The 14,758-nt window shown below is 73.9% G+C and carries 10 protein-coding genes; all 10 read left to right on the forward strand.

Annotated features, from left to right (window positions below; translation table 11 throughout):
• The first annotated feature begins 3 nt into the window (after nt 1-3).
• The 10 genes from ACH4E7_RS33365 (at nt 4) to ACH4E7_RS33410 (ending at nt 14,698) form a co-directional block, all read left to right on the forward strand.
• On the forward strand, nt 4-1,419 hold the full coding sequence (locus tag ACH4E7_RS33365) for a nitroreductase family protein (RefSeq protein WP_396252892.1): 1,416 nt from the start codon (nt 4-6) through the stop codon (nt 1,417-1,419).
• A gap of 145 nt (nt 1,420-1,564) precedes the next feature.
• Nucleotides 1,565-3,418, forward strand: coding sequence for a TOMM precursor leader peptide-binding protein (locus ACH4E7_RS33370; RefSeq protein ID WP_396252893.1), 1,854 nt, complete (start codon nt 1,565-1,567; stop codon nt 3,416-3,418).
• Nucleotides 3,415-5,841 (forward strand): lantibiotic dehydratase, encoded by a 2,427-nt coding sequence (locus tag ACH4E7_RS33375; protein WP_396252894.1) that lies wholly within the window; start codon nt 3,415-3,417, stop codon nt 5,839-5,841. The genes ACH4E7_RS33370 and ACH4E7_RS33375 overlap by 4 nt, the downstream gene beginning before the upstream one ends.
• A complete protein-coding gene (locus ACH4E7_RS33380) occupies nt 5,838-6,944 on the forward strand; it encodes a thiopeptide maturation pyridine synthase (protein WP_396252895.1) in 1,107 nt (368 codons plus the stop codon). Before ACH4E7_RS33375 ends, ACH4E7_RS33380 begins: the two co-directional genes overlap by 4 nt.
• 27 nt (nt 6,945-6,971) lie before the next feature.
• The gene (locus tag ACH4E7_RS33385; protein ID WP_396252896.1) at nt 6,972-7,409 is read left to right on the forward strand and encodes an ATP-binding cassette domain-containing protein; all 438 of its coding nucleotides are present in this window, start codon (nt 6,972-6,974) and stop codon (nt 7,407-7,409) included.
• Nucleotides 7,410-7,498: 89 nt separating this feature from the next.
• Complete coding sequence (locus tag ACH4E7_RS33390; RefSeq protein ID WP_396252897.1) at nt 7,499-7,960, forward strand: winged helix-turn-helix transcriptional regulator; 462 nt, start codon at nt 7,499-7,501, stop codon at nt 7,958-7,960.
• 112 nt (nt 7,961-8,072) lie between these two features.
• Entirely contained in the window at nt 8,073-10,652 is a 2,580-nt protein-coding gene (valS, locus tag ACH4E7_RS33395) for a valine--tRNA ligase (RefSeq protein ID WP_396252898.1), read from the forward strand.
• 538 nt (nt 10,653-11,190) lie between these two features.
• Nucleotides 11,191-12,015, forward strand: coding sequence for a hypothetical protein (locus ACH4E7_RS33400; RefSeq protein WP_396252899.1), 825 nt, complete (start codon nt 11,191-11,193; stop codon nt 12,013-12,015).
• A gap of 5 nt (nt 12,016-12,020) precedes the next feature.
• Entirely contained in the window at nt 12,021-13,496 is a 1,476-nt protein-coding gene (locus tag ACH4E7_RS33405; protein ID WP_396252900.1) for an NADH-ubiquinone oxidoreductase-F iron-sulfur binding region domain-containing protein, read from the forward strand.
• Between the two features lie 101 nt (nt 13,497-13,597).
• Entirely contained in the window at nt 13,598-14,698 is a 1,101-nt protein-coding gene (locus ACH4E7_RS33410) for an alanine racemase (protein WP_396252901.1), read from the forward strand.
• The last annotated feature ends 60 nt before the right edge of the window (nt 14,699-14,758 follow it).

The following is a 14,758-nucleotide window of genomic DNA, read 5'->3' on the forward strand; positions in this document are numbered from 1 at the left end:
CCCATGAGTGACCAGGTCACGCGTTACCAGGAGGACGTGCACACGCCGACCGAGGTGGCCGATCCGCAGGCGTTCCCGCCCCGGGTGGTCAAGAGCTACCCGGGCGCGCCGCGGCATCCGCTGCCCTGGCCGCCGGAGCGCGCCGGGCACCGGCTCGGCCGGCTGCTCGCCGACCTCGGCGGCATCACCCGCGCGCAGTGGCTGACGCCGCTGGACATGCTGCCCTTCACCGACGGTTTCGAGGCCATCCCCGACGACGACCCGTTGCAGTGGCTGGTGACCAGGCGTCCGACACCGTCGGGCGGCGCCCGCTACAGCGCCGAGTGGTACGTGATCGCGGGCCCCGACTCCGAGGTGCCGACCGGCGTCCACTACTACGATCCGGCCCGCCACGACCTGGTGCGTCTGCGCGCGGGCGACTACCGCGCCCAGGTCGCCTCCCGGCCGGCCGCGACGGTGCTCGTGCAGACCAACGTGTTCTGGCGGCTGGCCGCCAAGTACGGCGAGATGTACTACCGGCTCGCCTGTCTGGAGGCCGGCATCCAGGTGGCGCAGGCGCTGGCGGTCACCGGCGAGCAGGAGGCCACGGCCCGGCTCTGCTTCCCCGACGCCGACCTCACTGAACTTCTGGGCCTCGACCCACGTGAAGAGGGAGTGCACGCACTCGTCGAACTGCTCCCGCCGACGCCGCCCGCCGTGCGCGGCCCCTCGCTCGCCGCCTTCCCACGCGCCCACGGCGCGCACGCCGCCGTCCTCGCACAGAGCCGTCCCGGCCCCGAGCCGCTGCCGGCCTCCCCGGTGGGGGACGGCAAACGGGTCAGCCTGCCGCTGGCCGCACCCGACCTGCGGGCCGGCACCCTGACCCGGCACGCGGCCATGCGCGGCTTCAACGGCGACCCGATGTCGCCCGGCGCGCTGGCCACCGTCCTCGCCGCCTACGGACAGCAGGCGCGCTGGGACCTGCCGGCCGGTCTGGTCGAGTTCTACTGCGTCGTCGCCGACGTGACCGGCGTCCCGTCCGGGGCCTACCGCTACCTCCCCGACGAGCACCAGCTGGAGCTGGTCGCCGAGGGCGACCCCCGGCAGCGGCTGCGCGAGGCCGCACTGGCCGCACTGACCCAACAGGGCGCGCGAACCGCGAACCTGTGGCTGCTGCCGGTGGGCGACGCGGAGGCCGCCGAGGCGCGGTTCGGTGCCCGCTGGTACCGGGTGCAGCAGGCCGCCGCCGGCGCCGCGCTGCACCGGGCCTGCCTGGCCGCCGCTTCGATCGACGTGGCGAGCCGGATCCAGAACGACGTGCTCACGCACCTGTTGGACCAGTGGTTCGGCCTGGAGGGGCGCAAGCGGAGCCTGCTGATGGCCCAGCTGGGCACCGAGCACCCGGCCGGGCTGCGCCCCGAGTTCCGGCTGACGTGGTGAGGGAGGGGCGCGTGAGCGAGCGGAGGGAGTCAACCATCAAGAGGTGCGCGTTTCGCGAAGCGACCGCCGAGCGGTGGGGGTACCCGCCCCCGGCCTGGCGGCCGGGAGGTGCCCCCAGGCCGCGGGCCGGGGGAGAGGTGGGCGCGTGAGTGAGACGGTACTCGGCGACGGCCTGCTGGCCGACGCCATCGCCAGGCGTCCGCCGTCGCTTCTGGTGGTGGCGCACGACGGGTGGGACACCGGCGACTGGGCCGCAGCCCACGACCGGGGCGAGCCCTGGCTGCCGGTGTGGACCGAGCTCGACCGGGTCGTGATCGGCCCGATCGTCCGGCCCGGCGAGCCCGGCTGCGCGTGGTGCGTGCAGACCTGGCGGTCCGCCGCGCCCCGCCGCGACCAGTGGACCGCCGAACTGCGCAAGGACGAGCGGATCGCGCAGCGGCCCTCGCTCTGGCTGTCCTCCTTCGCCGCCGAGACCGTGCGCGAACTGCTGGACACCGGCGCGGCCGCGGACTGCTGCTGGTACCTGGGCCTGCGGGACCTCTCCCTCGCCCGGCACTCGTTCCTGCCCGACCCGCTGTGCCGGGTCTGCGGGGCGCTGCCGGAGGACACCGCCGCCCTGGCCACGATCACCCCGCGGTCGCGGCCCAAGCCGCGGCGCGGGGCCACCAGGGTCCGCGACCTGTCCGAGTCCGAGCTGACCGGCCGGTACGTGGATGCCGAGACCGGCGTGGTCGCCCCGCCGACCGGCATGCGGGACGCACGGTTCCCGCTGGCCGAGGCGGTTCTGGCCGAGTACGGCTACCGCGGCGAGGCGGGCTGGGGGCGCGGCCGCGACTACTCCTCCTGCCGGGTCACCGCGGTCGCCGAGGCGATGGAACGCCTGGGCGGCCAGTGGCCCTGGGGCAAGCGCACCACGGTGCGCGGCAGCTACGCCGAGCTCGCGGACGACGCCCTCGACCCGCGCACGCTCGGCCTGTTCCCGCCGGAGCGCCACCCGGACCCGGACCGCCGCTACCAGCCGTTCACCGAGGACGCGGTGGTGTCCTGGGTGTGGGGGTACTCGTTCGGCCTCGGCCGGCCGGTGCTCGTCCCGGAGAGCCACGCCTACTATCGGACGACCTGGCAGCCGGGGGCCGAGGCGGACAAGCCCTTCACCTTCGAGATCTCCAACGGCTGCGCGCTCGGCGGCTGCCTGGAGGAGGCGATCCTGCACGGCATCCTGGAGGTCGTCGAGCGCGACGCCTTCCTGATGACCTGGTACGCCAGGATGCCCGTGCCCGAGGTCGACCTGGCCCGCGCGCCCGACCCGCGCATCGGGCTGGTCGTCGAACGCCTGGAACGGACCGGCTACCGGGTGCGGGTCTTCGACACGACCCTGGCCGAGGCGATCCCGGCGTTCTGGGTGCTGGCACAGGACACCAGCGGCGACGCCGCGCGGCCCCAGGTCGTCTGCACCAGCGGATCGGCCCTGGAGCCGGTCGCCGCCGTGCTCAGCGCCCTCGGCGAGCTCGCGCCCATCGTCGAACAGGAGCTGCGCCGCTACCCCGACGAGGCCGAGCGGGCCCGGCGGATGGCGGCCGATCCCGAGCTGGTGCGCGTGATGACCGACCATGCGCTGTGCAGCGCGACCCCGGAGGCCTTCGACCGCTTCTCCTTCCTGCTCTCCGGCCCCGACCGCACCATCGGATGGGACCGCCTGGGCCGCGGCCCCTGGCCGCACCACGCCGACCTGCGGGACGACCTGACCGAGGCCGTCGGCCGGATGCTGGCGGGCGGCATGGACGTGGTGGTCGTCGACCAGACCTCGCCGCTGCACCGGGCCACCGGCCTGCACTGCGTGAAGGTCATCGCGCCCGGCGCGCTGCCGATGACCTTCGGTCACCGCAACCGGCGGATCACCGGCCTGCCCCGGCTGCGAGAGGTGCCGTACCGACTCGGCCACGCGCCGTACCCGCTCACCGACGCCGACCTCAACCCCCACCCCCACCCGTTCCCATGAGCAACCATCACCCCACCACCGTCGCCCCGACCTTCGGGGTCCGGGTCGCGGGCCTGCCGGCGAACGTGACCGAGCGACTGGTCGACAAGCGGCTGCGCCACGCGCTGCTGGCGACGGCGCGCACGGCCACCGAACTCAACACCCGCGCGGCCGCGCTGTCCGACCGCTGCCACGCGGTGATCGGAGCGCTCCCGGACCAGGCCGCCAAGCCGAAGCTGGTCGCGCTGCGGCGCAGCGTGCACCAGCTGCGGGACACCTCTCGGCTGCTGGCCGATCCGCTGGTCGCCGCCGCCCTCGGCGACGAACTGGCCGCCGATGTCGCCAAGTTCGGGCACAGCGTGGGCCGGTACCGGGCCGAGCGCGCGGAGCTGCCGACGCTGCTGGCCGAGGCGGAGCGGACCGTGGCCGCCGCCCTGCGGGAGATCGGCGCCGATCCCCGCTTCGACCAGGGCCTCGCCCATGCCAGCCCCACCCTGCGCGAGGTGCTGCGGCGCAGGCCGGGCCGGGGGGAGCTGATCCGGCTGGCCGTCTACGTCGCCCGGGCCGCCGTGAAGACCAGCCCGTTCAGCACCTTCACCGCGAGCGGCCTGGGCCGCTTCGTCCCGGACGGTCCGGCGCTGCGCTGGACCGCGACCGCGCCGGCCCGGTCGGTCGTCGAGCTCGACCTCGCGGCGCTGGTCCCGCTGGCCGCGGAACGGACCGGGGCGGCCAGGACACGGGTCGGCGTCAATCCGAGCGCGCGGGTGGTGTCGGGCGCCGTCCAGTTCCTCGGCCCGGCGCCGCGGGAGGAACTGCTCAGTCTGCCGCTGACCGCGTCGTTGCGGCACTGCCTGCGGGCCGCCGCCGCCCGGCCGACCCTCGCCGAGCTGACCGCCGGACTTCCCGCGCCGCCGGAACAGGCCGCCGGGTATCTGCGCTCGCTGCTGGCAGCCGGACTGCTGTCGGCCCGGCCCGATCTCGACGAGCACGGCCCGGACCCGCTCGGCCAGTTGACGCGGCGCGCGCCCGAGCTGGCTCCGGTCCGGGAGGCGCTGCGCGCCTACGCGCACGCCGACGGATCCGAGCGGGCGGCGCTCGGGGCGACGCTGTCCGAACGCCTCGTGCCGCTCGGCGTCGCCGGCAGGCTGCGGGACGTGGTGACCGAGCAGTCGGTCATCCCCGGCGTGGTGGTCGAGGCGGGTCTGCCGTCGTGGCGAGCGGCCCTCGACGATCTGTCCCTCGCCTGCCGGCTGCTGGCCGTCTTCGACCACACGCTGCCGTTCAAGCTGGCCGTCGCCTCGTTCATCAGGGAGCGGTTCGGAACGCGGACGCCGGTGCCGTTCGACCGGTTCTATGCCGAGCTGGTGCGGGGCGGCCGTGAGGCGATGCGCCTGCACCCGGCCGCCGTCGCCTTCGCCGCGACCGGGCTGACCGAGACCCTGGCCGCCAGCCCAATCACGGAGGTGCGCCGACTGGTCGGCCTGATCGGCGAGGTCCGGCGTTCGCTGCCGGACCGGCGGCGGATCGCCCAGGTGCTGGACGCGCTACCGGCCTGGGTGCGCCCGGTGGGGTCGGTCGCGGTCTACGCCCAGTACGACGGCGGGCAGTTGGTCGTCAACGCGGTCAACTCCGGCTTCGGCCGCGGCCGGTCCCAGCTGCGCCGGTTGCTGAGCGCCGTCGGCGAGGATCCGCTCCCGGTCGCGGCGGTGTATCCGGGTGGGGCGAGGTACGCCGAGTTCGCGCAGACCCTGGCCACTTCGCTCAACCAGCGCGAGTTCGCCCTGCCGGAGCGCCTCGACTACCCGCCGCCCGCCCGGCTGACCGTCGGCGTGGGAGCGGATGGTCTGCCGGTCCTGCTCGACGACGGAACGGCCGTCCGCCCCGTCCACGGCGGGCTCTCCTACGAGCGACAGCTCCCCCCGGTGATGGCCCTGCTGGTGGAGGCGTTCGGTGAGAACCCGATCCTGCTGCGGCCCGACCAGCCGTTGCAGCACGACGCGGCCGCGGGGACCGCGACGGGCCGGGTCCTGCACGCGCCGCGGCTCGACGTCGGGCGCGTGGTGCTCAGGCGGGCCGCCTGGGTGGCCCAGCCGGGGACCCTGCCGCGCCGTGCGGCCGGCCAGTCCGACGCGGACTTCCTGCTCCTGCTGGCGGCCTGGCTGACCGAACACGGCATCCCACCCCGGTTCTTCGCCTCCGTGCTGCGGCTCGGCGACGGCTCGGCGGGCTCACTCGCCCGCGACCGGGCCCGAAAACCGCTGCTGGTCGACATCGGCTCGCCGCCGCTGGTGCTGGCCTTCGAGAGGCTGGCCGCCGATCCTGCCGCAGCGGCGGTCCTCTCCGAGGTCGTGCCGGAGCCGGAGACGGCGCTCACCGACCAGGCGGGCCTGCCGCGGGTGACCGAATTCCTGATCGAGCTGAACTGTCAAGGAGAGGGACGATGACGCAGTCCTCCTGGCGCACCGTGAACGTCTACCATCACGACGGCGACCGGACCGACCTGCTGCTCGACGCGGTGCGCCCGTTCCTTCGCGCCGTGGCCCCCGCGGCCTCCCGGGTCTGGTTCCAGCCGCACTGGCGGCGCGGGCCGCACGTGCGCATCCCGATCCAGGCGAGCGCCGAGACCTTCGACACCGTGGTCGCTCCGGCCGTGGTGGACATCCTCGGCGCGTATCTGCGGGCGCACCCGTCCACGGCGGTGCTCGACGAGCAGGCCGCGCTGGAGCAGCATCGGCGGCTCGCCCGGTACGAGCGCGAACAGGGGCCGTTGACCCCGTGGGCGGCCAACAACTCCGTCGAGGTCGAGCCCTTCGACCGGCGGCTGTCCGTCCTCGGCGGGCAGGCCGCGGCCGACCTGCTCGCCGACTACTACGTGGACACCAACGACGCCGTCTTCGCCGTCCTGGACCGGGTCCGCGGCGGCGGCTCGAGGATGGCGCTCGCGGTCGACCTGTTCATCGCGGCGGCGCACCGGTTCCTGCCGCCGGTGACCTACGGCTACCTCTCCTACCGCGGACACGCCGACGCCTTCCTGGCCAAACACCCCGACGGTCTGCGCGAGCGGTTCGACCGGGTCTACGAGGCCAACGCGGAGCGCTTCAGGCAACGGGTCGTCACCATCACCGCGACGGCCGACTACCACGAGGTGCTGCCGTTCGGCAGTCTGCTCGACACCCTGCTGCGCTACCGCAACCAGGCCGACGAGCTGATCCGGGCCGGGGAGCTGGCGCTCGACACCGACGCGAACGGCCGACCGGAGGAGTGGGGTTCGAGCTGGAGCGCCTGGTCCGAGCGCAGCCCGTTCCACCGGACGCTCGGCGGCCACCGGGGGGCGGCCGACCAACTCGGCGGCTGGAACACCTTCCAGCAGTACCGGGTCGTCCTCAACTGGCTGTATCTGAACATGTACCGGATCGGCATCGGCGAGCTGGAGCGCAACCTGGTCTGCCACGTGGTCTCCCGGGCCGTCGAGGACGTGAACGGGGTGACCGCGATGGACAGGATCCAGGACCTGATCGGCTTCGTCGACAGCGGCGGTCGTTTGTAGCCGGACCGCAGGGGAGGGGAGCGCGAGATGAACCACGCCGTCACCGTCACCGACCTGGTCAAGCGCTACCATCCGCAGGCGCCGCCCGTTGTCGACGGTCTGAGCTTCACCGTCGTGAAGGGTGAGGTCTTCGGCCTGCTCGGCCCGAACGGGGCGGGAAAGTCCACCACCGTCGGCGTGCTGACCACGCGGATCCTGCCGACCTCGGGACGCTGCCTGGTCCTCGGCACGGATGTGGTGGCCCACCCCGGCGCGGCGAAACGCCTGCTGGCCGTGGTGCCGCAGCGTCAGAACCTCGACCGCTCACCGGATGTGCGACAGAACCTGCTCTTCCACTGCCCTGCGGACCGATGTCCTGGTGCTGCTCCTCGCGCTGCTGGTCGCCGCAGCAGTCGGCATCAGGGGGTTCATGTCCCGCGCGATCGGCTGAGAAGCCTTGCAACACAGCAATGTTGTTCAATATGACCATATATAACTGAATACCGGCCAGATGTGGCATGCTCATGTTTCCGGCACACTTCCTGCTGTGTGCCGCGCATGTGAGGGGGAGCACCATGGCCACTTCCGAGGCCGGCGCCGCCGTCAACGGCGCCCGTCGACCCAATGACGACCCGAGCCGCCCGATCCTCGAGCAGATCGCCGACAAGTGGTCGATGACCGTACTGACGGTCCTCAACGAGCCCAAGCGGTTCAACGAAATCAAGCGTCAGCTGGAGGGGGTGACCCAGCGGGTGCTGACCCAGACTCTGCGCCGCTTGGAGCGCAACGGGATGATCAGGCGTCGGGTGCTGCCGACCTCGCCGGTCGGGGTCGAGTACTCGCTGACCCGGCTCGGCGAATCCCTGCGGGAGCCGTTCAGCCGGCTGCACACCTGGGCCGTCGACAACACGGACGAGATCCGGGCGCACCAGAGGGAGTACGACCGGCGGACGCTCGACTACGGAACCCCCCTGTCCCCGGCGGCCGCCTCGGCTCCCCCGGGCGGGTCCCCCAAGGGGCAGCCCTCAAGGCTATGACTGCCGCGTGGCGCAGGGGGCGTCGGCGCCGTCCGCGCCTTCGGCCGAGAATGACGGACGCACCGTCAAAAAATCAGGACAGCAGGGATGGCGGGTGCGCGTAGCATCGGGCATGGACACCACGCAGTCGCCCCCGTCACCCTCTTCCGGCGTTCCCGGGAAGCCCACCCTCGCCGGTCTCGAAGCGGCCTGGGCAGCCCGATGGCAGGCCGCCGGGACGTACGCGTTCGACCGGACCAGGACGCGCGAGCAGGTCTTCTCCATCGACACCCCGCCGCCCACCGTGAGCGGCTCCCTCCACGTCGGCCACGTCTTCTCGTACACCCATCCCGACATCATCGCCCGCTACCAGCGCATGCGCGGCAAAGAGGTCTTCTACCCCATGGGCTGGGACGACAACGGCCTGCCCACCGAGCGCCGCGTCCAGAACCACTACGGCGTCCGCTGCGACCCCACCCTGCCCTACGACCCCGACTTCACCCCGCCCGAGCACCCCGGCAAGGACCAGATCCCCATCCCGCGCGGGAACTTCATCGAACTGTGCGAACGGCTGACCGCAGAGGACGAGAAGGCCTTCGAGGACCTCTGGCGGATGCTCGGCCTCTCGGTCGACTGGACGATGACGTACCAGACCATCGACCACCACGCCCGCGCCGCCTCCCAGCGGGCGTTCCTGCGCAACCTCGAACGCGGCGAGGCCTACCTCGCCGAAGCCCCGACACTCTGGGACACCACCTTCCGCACGGCCGTCGCGCAGGCCGAACTCGAAGACCGCGAACGACCCGGCGCCTACCACCACCTGCTGTTCACCAAGCCCGACGGCGAACACCTGACCATCGCCACCACCCGACCCGAGCTGCTCCCGGCGTGCGTGGCCCTGGTCGCGCACCCCGAGGACGAGCGGTACGTCCCGCTGTTCGGCACGAACGTCCGCACGCCGGTCTTCGGCGTCGAGGTCCCCGTCGTCGCGCACCGCCTGGCCGATCCGGAGAAGGGCACCGGCATCGCCATGGTGTGCACGTTCGGCGACACCACCGACGTCACCTGGTGGCGCGAGCTGCAGCTCGACACCCGGCCGGTCATCGGCCGCGACGGCAGGTTCCTCACCGACCCGCCCCACGGCGTCGACTCCGACCAGGCCCGCCGGGCGTACGCCCAACTCGCCGGAGCCACCCCGCACACCGCCCGCCAGCGACTGGTCGAGATGCTCCGCGAACGCGGCGAGATGCACGGCGAGCCGGTCCACATCTCCCACCCCGTGAAGTTCTACGAGAAGGGCGACAAGCCCCTCGAGATCGTCACGACCCGGCAGTGGTACCTCCGCAACGGCGGCCGGGACGAGCGGCTCCGCAACGAGCTGTTGGCGCGCGGGAAGGAACTCGCCTGGCACCCCGAGTGGATGCAGGCCCGGTACGACGACTGGGTCTCCGGCCTCAACGGTGACTGGCTGATCAGCCGGCAGCGGTTCTTCGGCGTCCCCCTGCCGCTCTGGTACCCGCTGGACCACGACGGACAGCCGGTCCACGGCACCCCGATCACCCCGCCCGAGTCGGCCCTGCCGGTCGACCCCGCCGTCGACACCGCCCCCGGCTACGCCGAGGAACAGCGGGGCGTCGCCGGCGGATTCACGGCGGACCCCGACGTCATGGACACCTGGGCGACATCCTCCCTCACCCCGCAGATCGCCGGACGCTGGGGCCGTGACGACGACCTGTTCGCCCGCGTCTTCCCCATGGACCTCCGCCCGCAGGCCCACGAGATCATCCGTACCTGGCTGTTCTCCACCGTCGTCCGCGCGCACTCCGAGCACCACACGCTGCCGTTCCGGGGCGCGCTGCTCTCCGGGTGGATCCTCGACCCGGACCGCAAGAAGATGTCCAAGTCCAAGGGCAACGTCGTCACCCCGGCCGGACTGCTGACCGAGCACGGCAGCGACGCGGTCCGGTACTGGGCCGCGCGCGGACGCCCGGGTACGGACACGGCCTTCGACGTCACGCAGATGAAGATCGGCCGCCGCCTCGCGACGAAGATCCTCAACGCATCCCGGTTCGTCGCGGGGATCCCCGCTCCCGCCGCCGGCGCCGCCCCGACCGAGCCCGTCGACAAGGCGCTGATCGCCGAACTCGCCCACGTCACCCGACAGGTCACCGCCGCACTCGACGAGCTCGAGTACACCCGCGCGCTCGAAGGTGCCGAGCGGTTCTTCTGGCGGCTCTGCGACGACTACCTGGAACTCGTCAAGTCCCGCGCCTACGCCGAAGCGGGCCACAGCCAGGAGGCCGCGGACTCCGCGCGAGCGACCCTCGCTCTCGCCGTGAGCACCGTGCTGCGCCTCTTCGCACCGTTCCTTCCGTTCGTCACGGAGGAAGTCTGGTCGTGGCACAACGACGGCTCCGTCCACCGCGCCGAGTGGCCGGACGCCGACGCGCTCGACAGGACCGCCGAAGGCGGGACCCGGACGCTGCTGGACACCGCGGGCGACGTCCTCACCGCCATTCGAAAGGCCAAGTCCGAGGCACAGCTCTCGATGCGTGCTGACGTCCGGGCCGTCACCGTCACCGGCACAGCCGCCGCGGTCGCCGCGCTCGCCCTGATCGCCGACGACATCCGCGCGGCCGGACACATCGGCGACCTGCACACCACAGTCGGCTCGGACGCCGCAGCCGAGCTGCAGATCGACGTGAAGATCTGATCCGTCCGACGCCCGCAGTCCGCGTGCTGACACGGGCCCGCTGTGGCCCCTCACCGGGGCCGCAGCGGCGGCTCTCCGTCCGGGGTGCGGCGACCCACGGGCGAGGCGTCCACGCGACAGACGGCCCGCGCTCCGCCCGCCTGCCCCGTTCCGGTCGCGGTAGGCCGGCGGTGCGGTTCCGCCCGCCCCTGCGGCGTGGTGCCGTGACGGCGGAGCCGGGCAGCCTGAAACGGCGCCGCGCCCGGCTTCCGCACGTGAGGCCGGTAACACCGGCCGGACCGTCTCCTACGGCCAGTCGTAGTCACGACCTCCCTGGTCGGGGCGTTGCTGGGACGCTCACGCGGCGGCCCCCTACGGTGCGTGGTCGTACCGAGGGGCCTTGGGTCCTGGTGCGGGCCCCGCTAAGAATGAGTCCGTCCTACCTTGCCGCCCGCGCCACCAGCAGGCGGTATCCCCCATGTGGGCCCGGGGTCCGCTTTGCCGCGATCCCGGCTCCGGCCCGGGCCGCGCGATCCCAGCCCGCGGAAGAAGGTGCCTGATGCCCAGCCACGTGCTGCCCGCCGTGCCGGCGCTCCACCCGTTGCTTCTGGTGGTCGGCCACGTCCAGGCCTTCCTGGACTACTTCGCGGGCGTCTTCACGCTGCTGTCGCTGACCGTGGTGGTGGTGTGCGGCCTGGTTGCCACCGACCGGCTGCTGCTGACGCCGCGGCTGCGGGTGGCCGTGCAGTCGGCGCACCGGGCGACGGCCGTCGCGGCCCTCGGATTCCTGGGCGTCCACATCGCGGTCAAGGTCGCCGAGCGGCACGCCGGCCCGTGGGCCGTGGCGGTCCCCTTCACCGGCGGTACCGGCGTCGAGGTCGCCCTGGGCACCGTGGCTGCGGACCTGATGGTGCTGGTGGCGGCCACCGGCGCGATGCGCGGACGGTTCGCGGGCAGTCGCCACGCCTGGCTGTGGCGGGTTCTGCATTCCACCGCGTACGCCTGCTGGCCGGTCGCCCTGGCCCACGGGCTGACCGCGGGGAGACCGGCACACGCCTGGGTGTGGTGGGGCTACGGGCTGTGCGCGGCGGTGGTGGCCCTCGCGCTGCTGGTACGCACCCTCGCCGCCGTGAGCCGGCGACGAGCGGTCGGCCTGCACCGGCGCGGCGCGCGCGCCCGTCGTCCCGCCACCCCGCGCGCGACCACCCTCGCCGAGGTTGCCGCACGGTCCTCCCAGGCGGACACCGGTGCCCGTCCCCTGGCCCGACCGGGCCTGTCCGCGGCCGGTTCCTCCGCCGTGAGCCGACTGCCGCGCCAGCCCAGGCACGCCGGACCGCCCGCGGCCGGCTTGCTGCGCCTGGCCCGGCCGGGCGGTGGCCGATGAGCCCGGTGCCCGCTCTGCCCGAGGTGCGCTGGCTGGCCCCCGCCCGGCTCACGGCCGGCCTGGACCGCAGACGGCGACTGGACCTCGCGGCGCACAGGTCCGTCCACCCGCTGCCGCCGTACCCGTCCCGGGACGACCTGCTCGCGCTGGCCGAGAGCGTGGACCTGCGGGGCCGCGGCGGCGCCGGATTCCCGTTCGCGCGCAAGGCCCGCGCCACGGTCGCGGCGTCCGACCGCTCCGGCGTGCGCCCCGTCGTCGTGGTCAACGGCGCCGAGGGCGAGCCGCCCAGCGCCAAGGACGCGATGCTGCTCGCCCGTGTGCCGCATCTCGTCCTGGACGGCGCGTGCGTGGCGGCGGCCGCGTTCGGCGCGGAGGAGCTCGTGATCGGCGTCGCGGCGGGCGGCCCCGGCGAGGGCTCCGTCACCGCCGCGCTCGCCGAACGCGAGAACGACCTGCCGTGCCCGGCCCGCCTGGTGTGCCTGCCCGAGCGGTTCGTCTCCGGCGAATCCAGTGCGCTGATCCGCGGTGTGAACGGCCTTGCGGTCTCGCCGGGCACGGTGAGGGCCCGCGCTGCCGAGGGCGGGCCGGGCGGTGTCCGGCGGCGTCCCACGCTGCTGTCCAACGCCGAGACGTGGGCCCAGCTCGCGCTGGTCGCCCGGCTCGGCGCCGCCGGGTACGCGGCGGTCGGCAGTGCCGCGGAACCCGGCACCGTGCTGCTCACGGTCAACCGACCAGCGGCCGGCCCCTTGGTGGTCGAGGTCCCGGCCGGGACGGCCATGGGACCGGTGCTGGACGCCTGCGGTACCCCCGTAGGCGAGGGCGTGCTCGTCGGCGGTTACCACGGGGCGTGGCTGCCCGGGCGGGACGCCGTCGGCGCCCCGCTGTCCCGGGCCGGTTTGGCGGGGCTCGGCGGCACCTTCGGCGCCGGGGCGGTCGTCGCACTTCCCGGGGACACCTGTCCGCTCGGCGAGATCGCCCGGGTCGCGGCCTGGCTGGCGGGTGAGTCCGCCGGACAGTGCGGACCCTGCCAGCGGGGACTGCCCGACGCCGCCGACGCGCTGGCGGCCCTGGCCGCCGGCGCCGCCGGGCCCGCCGCCCTGGCGCAGGTCCGCAGCGCCCTCGGGGCGGCGCAGGGCGGTGGCGCCTGCTCGCACCCGGACGGTACGGCCCGCTTCGTCCTGACCGCGCTCGACGTCTTCGCGGAGGATGTGGCCGCCCACGTCTCCGGGCCCGGGTGTCGCCGGCCGACGCTCGGGGTGCTGCCGCTCCCCGGCGAGAGCGGGCCGCGACTGGAGGTGGACTGGTCCCGGTGCACAGGGCACGGCCTGTGTGCCGTCGTGGCGCCCGGGCTGGTCCGACTCGGCCCGCACGGCTACCCCGCGTCGACCTCGATGCCCGTCGCGCCATGGCAGCGGCACGCCGCGCGCCGGGCGGTGAGCCAGTGCCCCGCTCTGGCGCTGCGGCTGGACCGGCGGGGCTGACGGGTCCGTCCGGCCATGCGTCGCGGCAGCCCCGTGCGGGTTTCTCGAACCGATCTTGGTGGGGCGAGAATGGGGGCGCGATTCGAGTCGAAAGGAAGCAGATGCCCAGAATCCCGGTGGAGGTCGACACCCCGGACATCATGGTCGATCTGGACGTGCTGGAGCGGAACATCGAGCGCATGGCGGCCGCGCTGCGGGCCAAGGGCCTGGGGCTGCGCCCGCACGCCAAGACCCACAAGATGCCGGAGGTCGCCGCGCGGCAGCTCGCGGCGGGGGCAGCCGGGCTGACGGTGGCGACCATCGGGGAGGCCGAGGTCTTCGTCGAGCACGGCGCCACCGACCTCTTCATCGCCTATCCGCTCTGGATCGGGCCCCGGCAGGCGGAACGGCTGCGCCGAATCGTCACCAGGGCCAGGATCGCGATCGGGACGGACTCCGTCGAAGCGGCCGAGGCGGCGGGCCGCCACCTCGGGGACGCGGCCGGCGAGATCGAGGTCCTGGTGGAGATCGACAGTGGCCACCACCGCAGCGGTGTCAGCCCGGCGCAGGCCGTGGAGGTGGCCCGGGCGGCGGCCCGTGCCGGGCTCCGGGTCGGGGGAGTGTTCACCTTCCCGGGCCACGGCTACGCGCCGCAGATGCCCGCGAAGGCGGCCGCGGAGGAGGAGCAGGCGCTCGGGGAGGCCGTCGACGTGCTGGCCGCCGCGGGCTTCGAGGTCACGCGGGTGAGCGGCGGCTCCACGCCCACCGCGGAGCTGACCGGAACCTCGGCGATCACCGAGGCACGGCCGGGCGTCTACGTCTTCGGCGACGCCCAACAGTTCGAACTCGGCCGGTGCTCCATCGAGGACATCGCGCTGACGGTCGCGGCGACCGTCGTCAGCCGGCACGAAGGGGACGGCGCCACACCCCGACGGGTGATCCTGGACGCGGGCAGCAAGGTCCTCGGCGGCGACCGGCCCGCATGGGCGACGGGCTTCGGCCGGCTCATGGACCACCCCGAAGCCCGCATCACGGCGCTGTCCGAGCACCACGCCACCGTGGTCTGGCCCGCCGATGGCGACCTTCCCGCGCTCGGCGCGCGGCTGCGCGTGATTCCCAACCACGTCTGCGTCGCGGTGAACCTCGTCGACGACGTCGCCGTGGTCAGCGGCGGCAAGCTCGTGGACCGCTGGCGGGTGGCCGCACGCGGCAGGAACGCCTGACCGAGGCCCCGTCCGCGGTGCGGATCGATCGATCCCACGGGATCGGACGTCCGGCCCGGG

This window comes from Kitasatospora sp. NPDC018058 (assembly GCF_044327205.1).
In the GTDB taxonomy this organism is placed as follows: domain Bacteria; phylum Actinomycetota; class Actinomycetes; order Streptomycetales; family Streptomycetaceae; genus Kitasatospora.